At 71.2% G+C, this 18,212-nt stretch carries 19 protein-coding genes; 14 read left to right on the top strand and 5 right to left on the bottom strand.

Features of this window, described 5'->3' with window-relative positions:
- Positions 1-5: 5 nt before the first annotated feature.
- Genes C3E78_RS15775 through hemB form a run of 5 tightly spaced genes read left to right on the top strand, consistent with a single transcriptional unit; the run spans position 6 to position 5,545 of the window.
- Positions 6-695: a redox-sensing transcriptional repressor Rex gene (locus C3E78_RS15775; protein ID WP_108580025.1), complete on the top strand. Its 690-nt coding sequence runs from the start codon at positions 6-8 to the stop codon at positions 693-695.
- A complete protein-coding gene (locus tag C3E78_RS15770; RefSeq protein ID WP_108580023.1) occupies positions 692-1,984 on the top strand; it encodes a glutamyl-tRNA reductase in 1,293 nt (430 codons plus the stop codon). The genes C3E78_RS15775 and C3E78_RS15770 overlap by 4 nt, the downstream gene beginning before the upstream one ends.
- The gene (gene hemC / locus C3E78_RS15765) at positions 1,981-2,907 is read left to right on the top strand and encodes a hydroxymethylbilane synthase (RefSeq protein ID WP_108580021.1); all 927 of its coding nucleotides are present in this window, start codon (positions 1,981-1,983) and stop codon (positions 2,905-2,907) included. Before C3E78_RS15770 ends, hemC begins: the two co-directional genes overlap by 4 nt.
- Before the next feature lie 44 nt (positions 2,908-2,951).
- Positions 2,952-4,562 (top strand): bifunctional uroporphyrinogen-III C-methyltransferase/uroporphyrinogen-III synthase, encoded by a 1,611-nt coding sequence (locus C3E78_RS15760; protein ID WP_108580924.1) that lies wholly within the window; start codon positions 2,952-2,954, stop codon positions 4,560-4,562.
- Positions 4,563-4,564: 2 nt separating this feature from the next.
- Positions 4,565-5,545 carry a porphobilinogen synthase gene (gene hemB / locus C3E78_RS15755; RefSeq protein ID WP_108580019.1) on the top strand — a complete coding sequence of 327 codons (981 nt, stop codon included), beginning with the start codon at positions 4,565-4,567 and terminating at the stop codon, positions 5,543-5,545.
- On the opposite strand, the gene C3E78_RS18520 is transcribed toward hemB, so the two are convergent.
- Positions 5,539-6,798 (bottom strand): lytic transglycosylase domain-containing protein, encoded by a 1,260-nt coding sequence (locus C3E78_RS18520; protein ID WP_199906842.1) that lies wholly within the window; start codon positions 6,796-6,798, stop codon positions 5,539-5,541. The genes hemB and C3E78_RS18520 overlap by 7 nt on opposite strands.
- Positions 6,799-6,973: 175 nt before the next feature.
- Between C3E78_RS18520 and hemL the strand changes: the two genes are divergently transcribed.
- Genes hemL through ccsB form a run of 6 tightly spaced genes read left to right on the top strand, consistent with a single transcriptional unit; the run spans position 6,974 to position 12,819 of the window.
- Positions 6,974-8,290 (top strand): glutamate-1-semialdehyde 2,1-aminomutase, encoded by a 1,317-nt coding sequence (gene hemL, locus C3E78_RS15745; protein WP_235833663.1) that lies wholly within the window; start codon positions 6,974-6,976, stop codon positions 8,288-8,290.
- Positions 8,291-8,297: 7 nt separating this feature from the next.
- Positions 8,298-8,948, top strand: coding sequence for a histidine phosphatase family protein (locus tag C3E78_RS15740; RefSeq protein WP_108580015.1), 651 nt, complete (start codon positions 8,298-8,300; stop codon positions 8,946-8,948).
- 4 nt (positions 8,949-8,952) lie between these two features.
- The gene (locus C3E78_RS15735; RefSeq protein WP_108580013.1) at positions 8,953-9,531 is read left to right on the top strand and encodes a TlpA family protein disulfide reductase; all 579 of its coding nucleotides are present in this window, start codon (positions 8,953-8,955) and stop codon (positions 9,529-9,531) included.
- Positions 9,528-10,280: a cytochrome c biogenesis CcdA family protein gene (locus C3E78_RS15730; RefSeq protein ID WP_108580011.1), complete on the top strand. Its 753-nt coding sequence runs from the start codon at positions 9,528-9,530 to the stop codon at positions 10,278-10,280. The genes C3E78_RS15735 and C3E78_RS15730 overlap by 4 nt, the downstream gene beginning before the upstream one ends.
- Positions 10,277-11,887, top strand: a complete 1,611-nt coding sequence (gene resB, locus C3E78_RS15725) for a cytochrome c biogenesis protein ResB (RefSeq protein WP_108580009.1) — start codon at positions 10,277-10,279, stop codon at positions 11,885-11,887. Before C3E78_RS15730 ends, resB begins: the two co-directional genes overlap by 4 nt.
- Positions 11,884-12,819 carry a c-type cytochrome biogenesis protein CcsB gene (ccsB, locus tag C3E78_RS15720; RefSeq protein ID WP_108580007.1) on the top strand — a complete coding sequence of 312 codons (936 nt, stop codon included), beginning with the start codon at positions 11,884-11,886 and terminating at the stop codon, positions 12,817-12,819. The genes resB and ccsB overlap by 4 nt, the downstream gene beginning before the upstream one ends.
- Before the next feature lie 104 nt (positions 12,820-12,923).
- On the opposite strand, the gene C3E78_RS15715 is transcribed toward ccsB, so the two are convergent.
- Together C3E78_RS15715 and C3E78_RS15710 are read right to left on the bottom strand one after the other, a co-directional pair.
- On the bottom strand, positions 12,924-13,256 hold the full coding sequence (locus C3E78_RS15715; protein ID WP_108580005.1) for a hypothetical protein: 333 nt from the start codon (positions 13,254-13,256) through the stop codon (positions 12,924-12,926).
- On the bottom strand, positions 13,211-13,909 hold the full coding sequence (locus C3E78_RS15710; protein ID WP_108580003.1) for a type IV toxin-antitoxin system AbiEi family antitoxin domain-containing protein: 699 nt from the start codon (positions 13,907-13,909) through the stop codon (positions 13,211-13,213). The genes C3E78_RS15715 and C3E78_RS15710 overlap by 46 nt, the downstream gene beginning before the upstream one ends.
- Before the next feature lie 213 nt (positions 13,910-14,122).
- On the opposite strand from C3E78_RS15710, the gene C3E78_RS15705 reads away from it, so the two are divergent.
- The gene (locus C3E78_RS15705; RefSeq protein WP_108580001.1) at positions 14,123-15,025 is read left to right on the top strand and encodes an ABC transporter ATP-binding protein; all 903 of its coding nucleotides are present in this window, start codon (positions 14,123-14,125) and stop codon (positions 15,023-15,025) included.
- The gene (locus C3E78_RS15700) at positions 15,022-16,080 is read left to right on the top strand and encodes an ABC transporter permease (protein WP_108579998.1); all 1,059 of its coding nucleotides are present in this window, start codon (positions 15,022-15,024) and stop codon (positions 16,078-16,080) included. The genes C3E78_RS15705 and C3E78_RS15700 overlap by 4 nt, the downstream gene beginning before the upstream one ends.
- 30 nt (positions 16,081-16,110) lie before the next feature.
- Here the strand turns inward: C3E78_RS15700 and C3E78_RS15695 are convergent, their stop codons facing one another.
- Positions 16,111-16,869, bottom strand: a complete 759-nt coding sequence (locus C3E78_RS15695) for an SDR family oxidoreductase (protein WP_108579996.1) — start codon at positions 16,867-16,869, stop codon at positions 16,111-16,113.
- Between the two features lie 136 nt (positions 16,870-17,005).
- On the opposite strand from C3E78_RS15695, the gene C3E78_RS15690 reads away from it, so the two are divergent.
- The gene (locus C3E78_RS15690) at positions 17,006-17,851 is read left to right on the top strand and encodes a helix-turn-helix transcriptional regulator (protein ID WP_108579994.1); all 846 of its coding nucleotides are present in this window, start codon (positions 17,006-17,008) and stop codon (positions 17,849-17,851) included.
- A 29-nt stretch (positions 17,852-17,880) separates the two neighbouring features.
- Here the strand turns inward: C3E78_RS15690 and C3E78_RS15685 are convergent, their stop codons facing one another.
- Complete coding sequence (locus tag C3E78_RS15685) at positions 17,881-18,150, bottom strand: PLD nuclease N-terminal domain-containing protein (RefSeq protein ID WP_108579993.1); 270 nt, start codon at positions 18,148-18,150, stop codon at positions 17,881-17,883.
- Positions 18,151-18,212: the final 62 nt, after the last annotated feature.

The raw sequence follows: 18,212 nt of genomic DNA, 5'->3' as shown, positions 1-18,212 counted from the left end.
GCACCGTGACCATACTTCGCAGCCCCCGGCTCGCCGACGGAAGCGCCCGTGGCATCCCTGATGCCACCGTCGCCCGTCTGCCGGTCTACCTTCGCGCCCTCAATGCCCTGACTGAACAGGGTGTCTCGTCCTGCTCGTCGATCGAGCTGGCCGAGAACGCCGGCGTCAACCCCGCCAAGCTGCGCAAGGACCTGTCCTACTTGGGCTCGTACGGGACCCGCGGCGTGGGCTACGACGTGGAGTACCTCCGCTACCAGATCGCGCGCGAGATCGGCCAGACCCAGGACTGGGACGTCGTCATCGTGGGCATCGGCAACCTCGGCTCCGCGCTGTCGTCCTACCAGGGCTTCAGCACCCGTGGCATCCGTGTCGCGGCGCTCGTCGACGCCGATCCCCAGCGCGTCGGCACCGAGATCTCCGGCCTGACCGTCAGCTCGATGGACGACCTGGACGCCATCGTGGCGGACCGGGCCATCTCGATCGGCGTCATCGCGACCCCCGGCACCGCGGCCCAGGAGGTCGCCGACCGGCTCGTCGCGGCTGGGATCACCAGCATCCTGAACTTCGCACCTGCGCTCGTGCAGGTGCCTGATGGCGTCGACGTCCGCAAGGTCGACCTGTCGATAGAGCTGCAGATCCTCGCGTATCACGAGCAGCGCAAGGCAGGCATCGAGCCGAAAGTGAGTGGCATATGAGCGTGTTGGTGGTGGGCATGTCCCACAAGTCGGCCCCGATCGACGTCCTGGAGCGCGCTGCGCTCGACGTCGACGCGACCCTCAAGCTGTCGCACCTCGTGCTCGACGCCCCGTTCGTCACCGAGTCGGTCGTCATCTCGACCTGCAACCGGGTCGAGGTCTACGTCGAGGCCGAGCGCTTCCACGGCGCGGTCGAGGAGGTCTCGCGACTCCTCGCCGAGCACGCCGGCCTGGAGCGTGAGGACTTCGTCCGCCACGTCTACGTCCACTTCGACGAGGCCGCCGTCGCGCACCTGTTCGGCGTCGCGTCCGGCATGGACTCGATGATCCTCGGCGAGAGCCAGATCCTCGGCCAGGTCCGTGAGGCGCTGCACAGCGCCCAGGCCGAGTCGACGGTCGGCTCGGCCCTCAACGCCCTGTTCCAGCAGGCCCTGCGCATCGGCAAGCGCGGCCACGCCGAGACCGGCATCGACCGCCTCGCACCGTCGATGGTGACCGCCGGCCTGGACGCGGCCGGTGCCGTCGTCGACGCCCCGGACACGCGCTTCCTGGTCGCGGGGGCCGGTACGATGGCCAGCCTCACGGTCCGCACGCTGATCGACCGCGGTGTCGATCCGCAGCGGATCATGATCGCCAACCGCACCTACCAGCGGGCGTACAACCTCGTCGCCACCTTCGGCGTCAGCGCCGTGCGGTGGCAGGCGCTGGACGTCGAGCTGTCCGCGGCCGACGTGCTGATCAGCTGCACCGGCTCGAACGGATTCGTCTTCGACAGCGCCCGCATCGCTGCCGGCGCGCAGGGACGCCCGATGTCGCTGATCGACCTGGCGCTGCCGCGCGACATCGACCCGGCCGTGCGCGAGCTCGAGGGCGTCCAGCTCATCGACCTCATCGTCCTGTCCCAGCTGCAGGCCAACGCCGAGCTCGCCGCTGACGTCGAGCAGGTCCGCTCGATCGTCGCCTCCGAGGTCGGGACGTTCCTCGCCGCAAAGGCCGCCTCGCACATCACGCCCACGGTCGTCGCCCTGCGCACCATGGCGACCGACATCGTGGCCTCCGAGCAGGCCCGCATCGAGTCCCGCCTGCCCAACCTCACCGACGACGAGCGCGCCGACGTGCGCAAGGCCCTGCACCGGGTGGCCGAGAAGCTCATCCACTCGCCCACCGTCCGCGTGCAGCAGCTCGTCGACGGACCCGCGGGGCTGACGTACGCCGACGCGCTGGCCGATCTCTTCGCGCTCGACCAGTCCGCGGTCGACGCCGTGACCCAGGTGGGTGACCCCTCATGACGACACTTCGTCTCGGCACTCGAGCCAGCGCGCTCGCAGTGACCCAGTCCGAGCACATCGCCGCCCGGCTGCGCGCGGAGACCGGAGCCTCGGTCGAGCTCGTGACGATCTCGACCGAAGGGGACCGCAGCACGGCGCCGCTGGCGTCGCTGGGCGGTCAGGGCGTGTTCGTCGCCGCCCTGCGCGAGGCGCTCGTGCGCGGTGACGTCGACCTGGCGGTCCACTCCCTCAAGGACCTGCCCACGACCCCCGACCCCCGACTCGTCGTGGCCGCGATCCCGCGCCGCGAGGACCCGCGTGACGTGCTCGTCGCCCGTGACGGGCTGACCCTCGGCGAGCTGCCGCAGGGCGCCCGCATCGGCACCGGCTCGCCGCGGCGCCAGGCCCAGCTGAACGCCCTCGGGCTCGGCGTCGAGGTCGTCGGCATCCGCGGCAACGTCGACACCCGCATCGGCAAGGTGCTCTCCGGCGAGTGCGACGGCGTGCTGCTGGCCCGTGCCGGTCTGGTCCGGCTCGGCCGCGCCGACGAGGCCACCGAAGTGATCGATCCTCTCCAGATGCTTCCCGCCCCCGGGCAGGGAGCCCTGGCATGTGAGTGCCGCGTCGACGACGTCGCGACCACTCGTCTGCTCGCGCAGCTCGACGACAGCGACACCCGTGCTGCCGTCACTGCCGAGCGAAGCCTCCTCGCCACCCTCGAGGCCGGCTGCAGCGCCCCGGTGGGAGCACTGGCCGAGATCGCCGTCGGCGACGACGGCGACGAGCTCTGGCTTCGTGCCGTGGTCGGAGACGTCTCCGGCTCGCCCACCATCCGACTGTCCGCGAGCGGCCTCCCCGAAGAGGCTGCCGCGGTCGGTGAACGTCTTGCTGTCGAGATGCTCGCCGAAGGTGCCGACGCCCTCGTGGCCGTCGCTGCCTCCTGACCCCCTGACAGACCAAGAAAAGGAACACCGTGACCATCACCCCGATGCGAGAAGCCCCGTCAACGCCGACGCCGCCCACGCGCAAGGCCCCGCGGGGCCACGTGAGCTTCGTCGGTGCCGGACCGGGAGACGCGAGTCTCCTGACGGTCCGTGCTGCCGAGCTGCTCGCGCAGGCCGACGTCGTCATCACGGAGCTGCCCGACCAGGTGGCCCTGGTCACCAACGGCGCCCAGATCGTCGACGGCGGCATCGGTGAGGACGGCGAGGTCCTCACCCACGCCGCCCGCGCCCGCCTCGTCGTCAAGCACGCCAAGAGCGGCGGCCACGTCGTCCGCCTCATGGCCGGCGACCCGTTCACGTACGCGACCGGACCCGAGGAGGCCGCCGCCTGCGCGAAGGCCGGCATCGGCTTTGAGATCGTGCCCGGCGTCTCGTCGATCACCGCGGTCCCGGCGTACGCCGGTGTCCCGCTGACCAACCGGACGCACCGCGAGTACTCGGTCGTCAGCGTTGGCGACGCGACGATCAACTGGGCCGACCACGCCGGCCAGGACACGCTCGTCCTGCTCTCGGCCGTCGCGCGCATCGGTGAGGTCGCCACCGGCCTGATCGACGCCGGTCGAAAGCCCGACACCCCGGTCGCCATGACCCGGGTCGGCACGACGACCGAGCAGACCACGGTCGTGTCGACGCTCGCCGAGATCGGCGCGGACGCCAAGGCCGCCGGCATGACGTCCCCCGCGATCACGGTCGTCGGCGAGGTCGTCACGATGCGCGAGGCACTGTCGTGGTTCGAGACCAAGCCGCTGTACGGCTGGCGCATCCTGGTGCCCCGCACCAAGGAGCAGTCGGCCGGCCTGGCCTCGCGCCTGCGCGGGTTCGGTGCGATCTCCGAGGAGGTCCCGACCATCTCGGTCGAGCCGCCCCGCAACCCCCAGCAGATGGACAAGGCCGTCCGCGGCCTGGTCGAGGGCCGCTACGAGTGGGTCGCGTTCACCAGCGTCAACGCCGTCAAGGCCGTGCGCGAGAAGTTCGAGGAGTACGGCCTGGACGCGCGTGCGTTCTCGGGCCTGAAGATCGCCGCAGTCGGTCAGAAGACCGCCGAGGCCATCGCGACCTGGGGCATCCGCGCCGATCTCATGCCCTCGGGCGAGCAGTCCGCCCGGGGCCTCCTCGAGGACTGGCCGCCGTACGACGACCTGCTCGACCCGATCAACCGGGTCTTCCTGCCCCGCGCCGACATCGCGACCGAGACCCTCGTGGCCGGCCTGATCGACCTCGGCTGGGAGGTCGACGACGTCACGGCCTACCGCACCGTCCGGGCGGCCCCGCCGCCGGCGCCGACGCGCGAGGCGATCAAGACCGGCAAGTTCGACGCGGTCATGTTCACCTCGTCGTCCACGGTCCGCAACCTCGTGGGCATCGCCGGCAAGCCGCACACGTCGACGATCATCGCGTGCATCGGTCCGGCGACCGCCAAGACCGCCGAGGAGCACGGCCTGCGGGTCGACGTCCTCGCCGAGTCCCCGTCGGTCGAGGAGCTGGCCGACGCCCTCGCGGAGTTCGGCACGGCCCGCCGTCTGGGCTTCGTCGAGGCCGGCGAGCCCGTGACCAAGCCGTCGCAGAAGCGTCCGTCCAGCCGGCGGAAGGCCTAGTCATGTCCTTCCCCGCCGACCGTCCTCGTCGCCTGCGCTCGTCGCCGGCGATGAGGCGGCTGGTGGCCGAGACCCACGTCCAGGCCTCGCAGCTGGTGCTGCCGATGTTCGTGGCCGAGGGGCGAAGCGAGGTCCGGCCCATCAGCAGCATGCCGGGCGTCGTCCAGCACACGCGTGAGTCCGCCCGTCGGGCGTACGCCGAGGCCGCCGAGCTGGGCCTCGGCGGGGTCATGCTGTTCGGCCTCCCCGAGCACAAGGACGCCCAGGGATCGGGCGCGCTCGATCCCGAGGGCATCCTCAACGTGGCCCTGGCGGACGCGCGGGCGGAGGTCGGCGACGACCTGCTCGTGATGGCCGACCTGTGCCTCGACGAGTTCACCGACCACGGCCACTGCGGCGTCCTGGACGACCGGGGACGCGTCGACAACGACGCCACGCTGGAGCTGTACGCCCAGATGGGTGTCGTGCAGGCCGAGTCCGGCGCCCACGTCGTCGCGCCCAGCGGCATGATGGACGGCCAGGTCGGCGTCATCCGGGCGGCACTCGACGACGCGGGCCACGACGACACGGTCATCCTCGCGTACGCCGCGAAGTACGCCTCGGCGTTCTACGGGCCGTTCCGCGAGGCCGTCGACTCCTCGCTGCAGGGCGATCGCAAGACGTACCAGCAGGACCCGGCCAACGGCCGGGAGGCGATCCGCGAAGTGCTCCTCGACATCGAGGAGGGCGCCGACATGGTGATGGTCAAGCCCGCCCTGAGCTACCTGGACCTGATCGCGGACGTCCGCGCCACGGTCGACGTGCCGGTCGCGGCCTACAACATCTCCGGCGAGCTCGCGATGGTCGAGGCCGCCGCGGCCAACGGCTGGATCGACCGCGAGCGCGCGATCGACGAGATCATCCTCTCGATCCGCCGCGCGGGTGCCGACATCGTGCTGACGTACTGGGCGACCGAGCTGGCCGTGCGGCTGCGCGCTCAGTAGCCGAACTTGGCCATGCAGGCCTTGAAGCGGTCGCGGTAGGTCTTCAGCGGGAGTGCCGCGACCGTCAGCGTGCACTGCAGGTTGGCCTCGACCGCGGTCAGCAGGCCGGTGACCGGCTTGGTGACCGGGGCCAGGGGCGCCAGCGGGGTGCCCTCGACCAGGTCCTGGACGCCGCCGCCGATCGTGCCGCCGGAGGGAGTGCCGCCGCCGTCGCCGGAGCCGCCGCCGGAGCCGCCCTCGCTGCCGCCGCCACCGGAGCCGCTGCCGCCACCGGCACCCGGCGTCGTCCCGCCGCCGGTGGGTGTGCCGCCCCCGCTGCCGCTGCCGCCACCGCCGGTGGTGGAACCGCCGTCCTTGGCCGGCTTGGGCTTCTTGGCCGCCTTCTGCTCCGCCTTGACCGCGGCCTTGCGCTCGGAGGGGGTCAGCGTCTGGTCGGACGCGTTCGACGTCAGGACCGGTGCCGCCGAGAGACCGTCAGGGGACTGGGTGAAGTCGCCGCTGGCGTAGGCGGCAGAGATCTTCAGGACCAGGTCGACGTACGCGTCGGAGTGGTTGTACCGCTTGACCGCGACGGCCGCGTCGGAGCGCTTGGACAGATCGCCCGCGCCGGCGCAGAGGTACACCCCGGCGGAGGTGGCCGCGTCGTCGATGTCCTGCGGGTTCTTCGTGCCGTCGTTGTCGGCGTCGACGCCGACGGACTTCCACGTGCCCGGGATGAACTGCATGGGCCCGACGGCGCGGTCGAGGACCGAGTTCTTGTCGAGGGCGCCGTCGTCGGTGTCGGAGATGCGCGCCCGGCCGTCCTTGCCGTCCAGGAGGACTCCGTAGATGCCCGGCTTGGCGAGACCGTCGGCGTTCAGCGCGTTGCCGTTCGTGCGACCGTGGTTGGACTCGACGCGACCGATCGCGGCGACGAGGTTCCACGGGAGCTGGCACTCCTCGTCGGCCTGGCCCAGCAGGGACTCGGCGCGGCGGTAGGCCGAGAGGGCCGAGGCGGGGATGCCGTTGGTCGACAGGGTCGCGACCGTGCCGGCGGCGCCGGCCTTGCGGTCCACGCCCTGCGGGGTCTGCTGCACGCTCGCCGGCTGCTCGAACGCCGTGGCGGGCACGGCGGGGACGTCGGCGTCGGAGGGGCCGCCGGTGGCGGTGGCGAGCCCGGAGTTGCCGAGCGCTGCGCCCCAGGCCCCGACCAGCACGGCCATCGGTACGAGGGCGCCGGCCTTCTGCCAGCGCGTGAGCTTGCGAGCTCCCATGTGCGTGCCCTCCCAGACTGGCGCCACCCTCGCGCCATTGCGTAAACCGATGTTACAGCAGCCGCCGACGGTCGTACACCCCGTCGAACACAGGTGCAACGAGCCGAGGACGGCCGGGGTTACGCGGCGCCGACGCCGCCTGCCCGCGGATTTCGTGGCGAGAGACAATGGAGTCGTGACCTCCACCGAAGCTTCTGAACAGCTGTTCGACCGCGCCCGCGCCGTCTCGCCGGGCGGCGTCAACTCGCCGGTCCGCGCGTTCCGGGCCGTGGGTGGGACGCCGATCTTCATGGCGTCGGGCCAGGGCGCCTGGCTGACCGACGTGGACGGGCGTCGCTACGTCGACCTCGTCGGCTCGTGGGGACCCATGCTGCTGGGCCACGCCCACCCGGAGGTGCTCGCCGCCGTGGGCGACGCCGTCGCGCGAGGCACCTCGTTCGGCACGCCCAGCGAGCCCGAGGTGCTGCTGGCCGAGGAGATCGTCGCCCGCGCGTCGGCCGAGAGCGTCCGCATGGTCTCGTCCGGCACCGAGGCGACGATGTCCGCGATCCGTCTGGCCCGCGGGTTCACCGGGCGCAACAAGATCGTGAAGTTCGCCGGCTGCTACCACGGGCACGTCGACGCGCTGCTGGCCCAGGCGGGCTCCGGCGTCGTGACCCTCGGGCTGCCCGAGACGCCCGGCGTGCCGTCGCACGTCACGGCCGACACGATCGTGCTGCCCTACAACGACCGGGCCGCGGTCGAGGCCGCGTTCGCCGAGTACGGCGACCAGATCGCGTGCCTCATCACCGAGGCCGCCGCCGGCAACATGGGTGTCGTCCCGCCGGAGCCGGGGTTCAACCAGTTCCTGTCCGAGGTCTGCGGTCGCAACGGCGCCCTGTTCATCAGCGACGAGGTGATGACCGGCTTCCGGGTCACCCGCTCGGGACACTGGGGACTCGACGGCGAGCGCGAGGGCTGGGTGCCGGACCTCGTGACGTACGGCAAGGTCATGGGCGGTGGTTTCCCGGCGGCAGCGTTCGGCGGACGTCGTGACGTGATGGAGCAGCTCGCCCCGGTGGGACCGGTGTACCAGGCCGGCACCCTGTCGGGGAACCCCATCGCGACGACCGCAGGCCTCACGACGCTGCGGCTCGCAGACGCCGCGGCCTACGAGCGGCTCGACTCCGCGTCGTCCCAGCTGCAGGGGCTCGTGCGGGACGCGCTCGACGCCGCGGGCCTGGCGTACGTCCTGCAGAACGCGGGCAACATGTTCAGCGTGTTCTGGGGCGTCGACGCCCCGGTCACCGACTTCGCGGGTGCGCAGGCGCAGGAGGCCTGGCGCTACAAGCCGTTCTTCCACGCGATGCTCGACGCCGGGATCTACCTCCCGCCGAGCGCCTTCGAGTGCTGGTTCGTCTCGGCTGCACACGACGAGGAGGCACTCTCTAGAATTGCCGAGGCACTGCCCGGTGCCGCGCGTGCTGCTGCGCAGGCCACGAACGAGAGCTAGGAACCCGATGTCCGAACGTACGATCGTGCACCTCATGCGCCACGGCGAGGTCTACAACCCCGAGGGCGTGCTGTACGGCCGGCTGCCGAAGTTCGTGCTGTCCGACCTGGGGCACCAGATGGCTGCCCGTGCCGCGGACTTCCTGTCCAAGAACGAGATCGTGCACATGGTCGCGTCGCCGCTCGAGCGCGCCCAGCAGACCGCCGAGCCGCTGTCGAAGCTGCTCGAGGTGCCGGTCCACACCGACGACCGCGTCATCGAGGCCGACAACCTCTTCGAGGGCAAGACCGTCGGCGTCGGCAACGGTGCCTTCACCAACCCCCGCAACTGGTGGATGCTGCGCAACCCGATCCGTCCGTCGTGGGGCGAGCCGTACAAGGAGATCGCGGCCCGCATGACGGCCGCGGTCGACGACGCCCGCGAGGCCGCCCGCGGCCACGAGGCCGTCATCGTCTCGCACCAGCTGCCGGTCTGGATCGCCCGCCGCGCGTACGAGCAGAAGAGCTTCGTGCACGATCCGCGCAAGCGCCAGTGCACGCTCGCGAGCCTGACCAGCCTGACGTTCGACGGTGACGACTTCGTCGGCTTCACCTACAGCGAGCCGGCCGCCGACCTGCTCCCCGCACCGCTGCGCGGCAAGGTCGTCGGCGGAGCCTGATCCGATGACCCACCGCTTCCGCGTCCGCACCGCCGCGGCGATCGGGGCCCTCGCCCTGCTCGCCGCGTGCGGGGGCTCCGGCAACCGCGGGACGACCGACGGCTACGTCTCGGGCGACGGCTCCATCACCCGCGTCGACGCCGCCGACCGCAAGCCCGCGCCGGTGCTGGAGGGGGAGGACCTCGAGGGCAAGCCGCTCTCCACCGCCGACTTCGCCGGCAAGACGATCGTGGTCAACCTGTGGGGGCCGTGGTGCCCTCCGTGCCGGGCCGAGGCGCCCGCGCTCGACGAGGTCGCCGAGCAGTACGCCGACAAGGACGTCCAGTTCGTCGGCGTCCTGACCAAGACCAAGGACCCGGCGACGGCGGTCGCGTTCAACCGCCGCAAGGGCATCACGTACCCGAGCTTCCGTGACGAGGGCGGCCAGCTCGACCTCGGCTTCAACGACAGCCTGCCGAGCATCGCGATCCCCACCACGTGGATCATCGACGCCAAGGGACGTGTCGCGGTCCGGATCCTCGACAAGGTCAGCGCGTCCACGCTCGCGGACCTGATCGACGACGTCCAGAAGAGCACCACGTGACCGACTGGTTCAGCGACACCGTCTCGTCCGGCAACCTCCTCCTCGCAGCACCCGTCGCGGTCCTGGCCGGGCTGGTCTCGTTCTTCTCCCCGTGCGTCGTCCCGCTGCTGCCGGGCTACCTGTCGTACGTCTCGGGGGTCGCGGCGCAGGACCTGGAGTCCGCACGGCGCGGCCGGCTGCTCGCGGGTGCCTTGCTCTTCGTCCTGGGCTTCTCGACGGTGTTCGTCCTCGGCGGAGCGCTGTTCGGGTCGGTCGGGCTCGAGCTGCGGCAGTACCAGGACACCCTGGCCGTGGTCACGGGCATCCTGGTCATCCTGCTGGGGCTCGTCTTCATCGGCTTCGTGCCGTTCCTGCAGCGGGAGGGGCGCGTCCACGCGGTCCCCGCGGTCGGCCTGGCCATCGCCCCCGTCCTGGGCGTCTTCTTCGGCCTCGGCTGGACGCCCTGCATCGGCCCCACCCTCGCCGCCGTGCTCGGCCTGTCCTTCGCGACGGACGACGCGACCGCTGCCCGCGGCGCGTTCCTCGCCTTCACCTACTGCCTGGGCCTCGGCATCCCGTTCGTCCTGGCGGCCCTCGGCTTCGGAAAGTTCATGCATGCCCTCACGTGGTTCCGGCGTCACCAGCGCGCCGTCTCGGTCATCGGCGGCTCGCTGCTCATCGCGGTCGGCATCATGCTCGTGACCGGCTGGTGGAACGACCTGGTCGGGGAGATGCAGACCTGGGTCGGCGGATTCGAGGCTCCCGTATGAGCCTCGACGAACGCCGCACCGAGGACGACCGGCCCTCGCGGGGCGGGACCGCCAACGCGGTCCCGGCGCTCGGGCGCCGCGAGCTGACCCGCTGGTTCTGGCGTCAGCTGACGTCGATGCGCACGGCGCTGTTCCTGCTGCTCCTGCTCGCGATCGCCGCGATCCCCGGCTCGCTCGTCCCGCAGCGCGGGGTCGACGCGCGCGCGGTCGAGGCGTACTTCCTCGACCACCCGAAGAGCGCGCCGATCCTCGACAACCTGGGATTCTTCAGCGTCTACAGCTCGCCGTGGTTCAGCGCGGTCTACCTGCTGCTGATGGTGTCGTTGATCGGCTGCATCCTGCCGCGCTCGTTCGTCTACCTGCGTGCCCTGCGGGCCCGTCCGCCGCGCGCGCCCCGCAACTTCTCCCGCCTGCCGGCATCCGCGTCGTTCGAGACCGACCGCTCGCCGGACGAGGTCGTCGCCGCCGCGCGCACCGCCCTCGGACGCGCCCGCGTCGACGTGGCCGACCGCGACGGCGTGCAGGAGGTCAGCGCCGAGAAGGGCTTCCTGCGCGAGGCCGGCAACCTGCTGTTCCACGTCAGCATCGTCGTGGTCCTCGTCGGGGTGGCCGTCGGTACGCTGTTCGGCTACCGCGGCTCGGTCATGGTCACCGACCGTGGCGGGCAGTTCGCGAACTCGCTGACCCAGTACGACGAGTTCAGCGCGGGTGCATTGTTCACCAACGGGGACCTCCCGCCGTTCGCCCTCACGCTCGACAAGATGACCGCCCGGTTCCAGCCGTTCGGCAGCCAGCAGGCGGGTGCCCCGCGCGAGTTCCGGGCGCAGGGGACGTACACGGCCGAGCCGGGTGCGGCGAGGAAGCCGTTCGACATCACCGTCAACCACCCGCTGGCCATCGGCAGCACGTCGGTCTACCTCGTCGGCCAGGGCTACGCGCCGGTCCTCAAGGTCACCGACAGCAAGGGCCACGTCGTCTGGGACGACGCCGTGGCGTTCCTGCCGGCCGATGCGACGTACACGTCCAACGGCGTCCTGAAGGTGCCCGACGCGGAGCCCGAGCAGCTCGGCCTGCAGGGCTTCTTCCTGCCGACCGCCGCCGAGCAGAACGGCATCTCGATCTCGATCCACCCGGCCGCGGCGAACCCGCTGGTGTCGTTCAACGTCTGGCACGGCGACCTGGGCCTGGACGATGGCACACCGCAGTCGGTCTTCATCCTCGACAAGACGAACATGAAGCAGTACAAGGACGCGGACGGCAAGAACCTGCGGATCTCCCTGAGCCCCGGCCAGACCGCGGACCTTCCCGACGGCGGGACGATCGAGTTCACGGACGTCGCACAGTTCGCCCGGTTCCAGATCAGCTCGTCGCCGCTGGTCAAGGTGCCGCTGGTCGGCATCATCGCCGGGCTGATCGGGCTCATGGTCTCGCTGACCGTCAAGCCCCGACGCACCTGGATTCGCACCCGACGGGACGGCTCACGTACCGTGGTGGACGTCGCCGTCCTGGACCGCGTGCCCCGTGATGACCTGCCCGCCGACCTGGACGACTTCCTCGAGCGGTTGAAGGACACGCTCGGGCACACCGACGAAAGAGTGCAGGCATGACGCTCGCGCAGTACGAACAGTTCTCCAACTACGCGGTCGCATCGGCGACTGGCATCCTGGCGCTGGCCTTCGTGGCATACGTCCTGCAATGGAGCCTCGCGCGCGGGGTGGCGCCGGACCGTGAGCTCGTCCTCCCCGACGGCGAGCCCGCCGCGTCCGGGACGGCCGACCCCGTCCAGCGCAGCAACGTCGCCGGCAGCATCGGCTTCTCCCTCACGCAGCTCGCCGCGGTCGTGCTCCTCGCAGGCGTCGTCGCCCGCGGGCTCTCCGCCGAGCGGGTGCCGTGGGGCAACATGTACGAGTTCGGGTGCGCGGCCGCGCTGTCCGCGATCATCGGATACATCGTGCTGGTGCGGATCTGGGACATCGACTGGGTCGGGCCGATCATCACCGGCTTCGCGACGGTCGTCCTCGGCGCCTCCGCGCTCGTCTTCGTGCCGGCGGGACCCCTCGTCCCGGCGCTGCACTCGTACTGGCTCGTGATCCACGTCCTGGGCGCGATGATCTCGGGAGCCGCGTTCCTCGTCGGCGCCGCCGCCTCGGTGCTCTACCTGATCAAGGCCAAGGCCGAGCGAACGACGCCGGAGGGGGAGCGGACCGGGTTCCTCTGGCGCATCCCCACCGCGGCCAAGATCGACCAGCTCGCGTACCGGGTGCACGCGTTCGCGTTCCCGATCTGGACCTTCGCGGCCCTGATCGCCGGGCCGATCTGGGCGCAGTACGCGTGGGGCCGCTACTGGGGCTGGGACCCCAAGGAGGTCTGGGCGTTCATCACCTGGGTCGTCTACGCGGGCTACCTGCACGCCCGGGCCACCGCGGGCTGGAAGGGCAAGGCCGCCGCGATCCTCGCCCTGATCGGCTTCGTGACCTTCGTCTTCAACTTCGTCGGCGTCAACCTCTTCGTCGGCGGCCTGCACTCCTACGCCAAGTAGCCCCCGCTCCCGGGCTGGTGTCGGTTTCCCACGGGACCGTGGGATTTCGTCGCTCCCCTCGCGTCACGACACGAGGGGAGTGACAAGAACGCGCGGGGAGTGGCTCAGCTGAGCGGGATGATGAGCCGGTTGCGGGTGTAGAGCCGGCGTGACTGGTGCAGCTCGCCCTCGATGCGGCGGACCGTCGCGGCCTCCTGGGACGGGGCGATCTCGTGCCAGGTCCAGCGGCTGATCCCGAACAGCTGGCGGCGCAGCCGGTCCTCGCGCTTCTTCTCCGCGAACGCGATCTCCTGCGGGGTCCGTGGGTCGCCGACGAGCCCGCCGTACTTGACCTTGCCGTCGAACTCGCCGAGGTGCCGGTACTCGGTCCAGCCGAAGTCGGTGAAGCCGATCAGCTCGCCCGACTCGTCGTGGATGGCGACCTGGAGCTCGGGCACCGGGAGGTTGTACCGGCGGAAGAGGTAGCGGGAGCGCGACTCGCCCGGCGACTCCGCGCGTCCGTCCGCGAGGGACGCGGCGTACCGCGCCCGGCGCGCGCCCGGCCAGCTCTCGAACCGGCGACCGAGCTCCTCGAGGTCCTCGGGGTGGTGAGGGCGAGGTGCAGACCCGAGTCCATCACGACGATGGCCGACTCGACCGAGCCCGTCGTGCCGAGCTCGAAGATCGACCGCGGTGCCTTGACCACCAGCATGCCGTCGATCTCCTCGAGGTCGTCGTCGCGGACGACCTGTCCCTCGTGGTGCACGATGCCGTGGGCGGTGCGCCCGGCCGCGCCGTCCAGACGGGTCACGTGGATGCGATCGAGCCTCGTCCCGTACATCGCGGCGCCGTGGATGGCGCAGGCCGACTGGTGGCTGACGGCAACGGCCGGCCCGAGCTTGTCGGCCACCGACCGGACGTCGACGACGTGCTGCTGCTCGGGCGAGAGGACGTCGAAGGTCGCGGCGTGCACGTACACGCCTTGCCGACGGCGTCGCAGCAGGCCGGAGCGGACCGCCGCCCGGATGTCGCGGTCGGAGTATCCGCAGTCGAGGAACTGCCCGCGGGTCACGTACCCGCGGCCGGTGGTGATGAGGTCGACGAGGTTCATCCCGCGATGCTCGTCGAGCGGGATCGACCGGAAGGGGCTGCGCGGACCGCCTGTGGACGGCCGGGCACGCGGTGACGTCCTGTGGACGGGCAGCTCCCCTCGCGTCTTGTGCACTCCCCGCGTGCTGAGACGCGAGGGGAGTGCACAAACCCCACGGTCCCGTGGGAAACCGACACCCCGCGGGCGGGGCGGGGCTGCTTTAGGGTCGATCGCATGGGAGTGGAGATCCGGGCCGAGGGGCTCGTCATGACGTACGGGGACGTGCGGGCCGTGGACGGGGTGAGCTTCACGGTCGCGCCGGGGGAGTTCTTCGGGCTGCTCGGCCCCAACGGGGCGGGCAAGACCACGGCGCTGGAGATGATCGAGGGACTGCGCCGGCCCATGGCCGGGACGGTGCGGATCGACGGGCACGACCCGTGGAACCGCGAGCCCGAGCTGCAGCGCCGCATGGGGGTGCAGCTGCAGGCGTCCTCGTTCTTCGAGCGGCTGACCGCTCGCGAGCAGCTCGACACGTTCGGTGCGCTCTACGGCGTCGCGGCGGGACGCACCGACCAGATGCTCGAGCAGGTCGGCCTGGTCGACAAGGCCGACGTCCGCACCGAGGACCTGTCCGGCGGTCAGAAGCAGCGGCTGTCGATCGCGTGCGCCCTGATCCACGACCCCGAGGTCGTCTTCCTGGACGAGCCGACGGCGGCGCTCGACCCGCAGGCCCGGCACAACCTCTGGGACGTCCTGCGCACGATCAACCATTCCGGGCGGACCGTGATCCTGACGACGCACTACATGGACGAGGCCGAGGCGCTCTGCGACCGGGTCGCGATCATGGACGCCGGCCGGATCCTGGAGATGGACACACCGGCGGCGCTGGTCCGGGGCCTCGACGCGCCGGTGCGGATCAGCCTGGCCCCCGGCACGCTGTCCCTCGCCGACGCCCGTGCCGTGGCGGGCAGCGATGCGGTCGACGTCGATGACCCGGGCACCACGATCACGACCCGGGACGCGGCCCGCGTGCTCAGCGACCTGGCCGCCCGCGACGCGCTCGGGGGCCTCAGCGTGAAGGGCGCCTCGCTCGAGGACGTGTTCCTCGACCTCACCGGACGGCAGTACCGCGCATGACCGCGTTCCGCAGCCTGGCCCGGGCGATGCTCAAGGGCTTCTTCCGCGATCGCATGGCGGTCTTCTTCGCGGTGATCTTCCCGCTGATGTTCCTGGTGCTGTTCGGTGGCATCTTCACCGACGGCGGCACGTCACGCGCCGAGATCATCCAGGTGGGCCCGGTGGCCGTCCTCGACGACACCCCGAAGCAGCTCAAGGGCTACCTCGACGAGAGCCTGAAGGTCACCCGGTCGTCCGACGAGAAGGACGCGATCGAGCAGGTGCGCAAGGGCGACGCCGACGCGGTGATCAGCCAGGACGGCGACCGGTTGGTGCTGCGGTACTCGCGGGCCGACCAGGTCAAGGCCGCGACGCTGCAGGGCACGTTCCAGTCGATCGTGCAGTCGGCGAACCTCGCCGCGACGGGCCAGCCACCGAAGTTCAGCCTGCGGACCGACCAGGTCGAGGACGACTCGCTCAAGCCGATCCAGTACTACACGCCGGGCCTGATGGGCTGGGCGATCGCCTCCGGCGCGACGTTCGGTGCGGCGACGAACCTCGTCGTCTGGCGGCGCAACGGGCTGCTGCGCCGCCTGCGCCTGGCGCCCGTCCCGACGAGCTCGGTCGTCACCGCGCGGGTCGCGGTGTCGATCGCCATCGCGATCGTCCAGGCGGCGATCTTCATCGGGGTCGGGATGGTGCTGTTCGGGCTGCGGCTCACCGGGTCGTGGCCGATGATCATCCCGCTCCTGATCTGCGGCACGTTGGCGTTCATGGCGATCGGGCTCCTCGCGGGTGCGGTGGCGCGCACCGAGGAGGCCGCGGTCGGGATCGCGAACTTCGTGGTGCTGCCGATGGCCTTCCTGTCCGGCTCGTTCTTCCCGCTCGACGGGGCGCCCGCGTACGTCACGGCCGTGAGCAAGGTGCTGCCGCTGAAGCACCTGAACGACGGGATGCTGGACACGATGGTGCGCGGTGAGGGGCCGTCAGCGGCCCTCGCCCCGATCGCGATCCTGCTCGGCTTCGCGGTCGTCGTCACCGCGGTCGCGGCGCGGCTGTTCCGCTGGGACGACTGACCGGCAGCCTGTCTCTCCGCGACGGACGCCCTAGCGGCCCGGCAGCGACGCCAGGGCCTTCGAGCGCTGTGCCACCAGCTCGTCGTAGGTACCGTCCCGCTCCGCCCACCGGTGCGTCTGGACGCTGCCGACCAGCAGCTCGTGCGGGGTGGGATCGGCGGCCAGCAGGGTCAGCACCTCCTCGACGAAGTCGCCGACGTCGAGCGCGGCCGGGTTGGCCCGCCTCTGGTCCTCGCTGGTGGCGACGGCCGGTGGGACCAGCTCCACGACGTCCACGCCGGTGCCGTCCAGCTGGGCCCGCAACGACTCGGAGTACGCGTGCACGGCGGCCTTCGACGCCCCGTACGTGGGCATCAGCGGGAAGGGCAGGAAGCCGATCCCGGAGCTGACGGTGACGAAGGTGCCGGTGCCCCGCGCCAGGAGGTGCGGCGTGAAGGCGTCGATCACGCGGATCGTGCCCAGCAGATTGGTCTGGACGATCTGCTCGGCGGTGGCGATGTGGCCCGGGTCGCGCACGTCCTCGATCAGCTGGACGCCGGCCATCGTGACGACGGTGTCCAGGTCGGGGAACGACGCCAGCACCGAGTCGCGAGCGCGCTCGACCGATGCCGGATCGCTGACGTCGAGCTCGACCGTGCCGATGCCTTCGGCCGCGATGTCGGTGAGCCGGTCGACGCGGCGTCCGCCGACGACCACCGAGCTGCCGGCCGCCGTGAGGCGCCGGGCCATCTCGAGGCCGATGCCGGCGGTCCCACCCGCGATGAGCACGGTCCGTGAGGTGATGTCCATGGTTGTCCTTCTTTCTGTCGTGTCGGTGCTCGGGCACCGTCACCTACGAGCCTGCAGGCTCCGGACGTCACGCAGGAGGGTCAGATCATCCTGGGACGGCTTGTCCCCGGCTGGGATGCCCACGCACAATGAGGACATGGACCGCGACGCGCTCGGTGCCTTCCTCCGGCGGCGCCGCGAGGTGCTCCAGCCCGATGAGGTGGGTCTCGCGACCCGCTCGGGTCGACGCACGCCCGGTCTCCGGCGCGAGGACGTCGCGTTCCTGGCCGGCATGTCGACCGACTACTACGTGCGGATCGAGCAGGCGAGAGGACCGGTCCCGTCCGAGCAGGTGCTGGGAGCGGTGGCCCGGGCGCTGCGCCTCGACCTCGACGAGCGCGACCACGTGTTCCGTCTGGCGGGACACCCGGTGCCTCCCCGCTCCCGGCGCACCGACCACGTCGCCCCGGCGCTGCTGCGCGTGCTCGACCAGCTCGACGACACCCCGGCCGCCGTCGTGTCGGACCTGGGCGACGTGCTGGCCCAGAACCGGATGGCGACCGCCCTGCTCGGCGACCAGTCGGCGTACTCAGGTCTCGAGCGCAGCTCGATCTACCGCTGGTTCATGCAGGACCCCCACGACCGGGCGATGTGCCCGCCCGGGCAGCTCGAGAGCACCACCGCGAGCCACGCAGCCCACCTGCGGACGTCGATCGCCCAGGGTGGGGAGGACGACCGCACGCGGGAGATGGTCGCGACCCTGCTCGAGCGCAGCGCCGAGTTCCGTGAGGCCTGGGCACGTCACGACGTGCACCACCGGCACCACGATCTCAAGACGATGATCCACCCGCAGCTCGGCGAGCTCGAGCTGTTCTGCCAGCGCCTCGCCACCGAGGATCGGGCCCAGGCGTTGCTGGTGTTCACCGCCGCACCGGGATCGACCACGGCCGACAAGCTGCATCTGCTCGACGTCGTCGGCTCGACGCCGCTCACGACGCCGTGACCGTGGCGTGACCCGTGCAGCCGCGGACGTCAGAGGCCGCGCAGGTAGTCCGGGTCGTCGTCGGGGCCGCGCGGGCCCGACGGCGGGGTCCAGCCGCCCGTGCCACGGGTCCTCGGCGGGGCGTCCTTGATGTGGCCCCAGAGGATCCACAGCAGCGGTCCGGCGACGGGCACGAGCAGGATCACGAGCCAGACGACCTTCGGCAGCAGCTTGACCCGCGCCTTGGGAGTGGCCACCAGGTCGAACACGGCGTACACGAACAGGACGATGCCGATGACGACCAGAACTGCCTTGCCCATGGGACCACCGTATCGGGGTGTGCACAACCGGCAGGATGGAACGGTGGTCCAACCGATTAGGC

The organism is Aeromicrobium chenweiae, assembly GCF_003065605.1.
Lineage (GTDB): Bacteria > Actinomycetota > Actinomycetes > Propionibacteriales > Nocardioidaceae > Aeromicrobium > Aeromicrobium chenweiae.
Note: the sequence above shows the minus strand (reverse complement) of the source record. Positions and strands in the feature narration are given on the sequence as shown.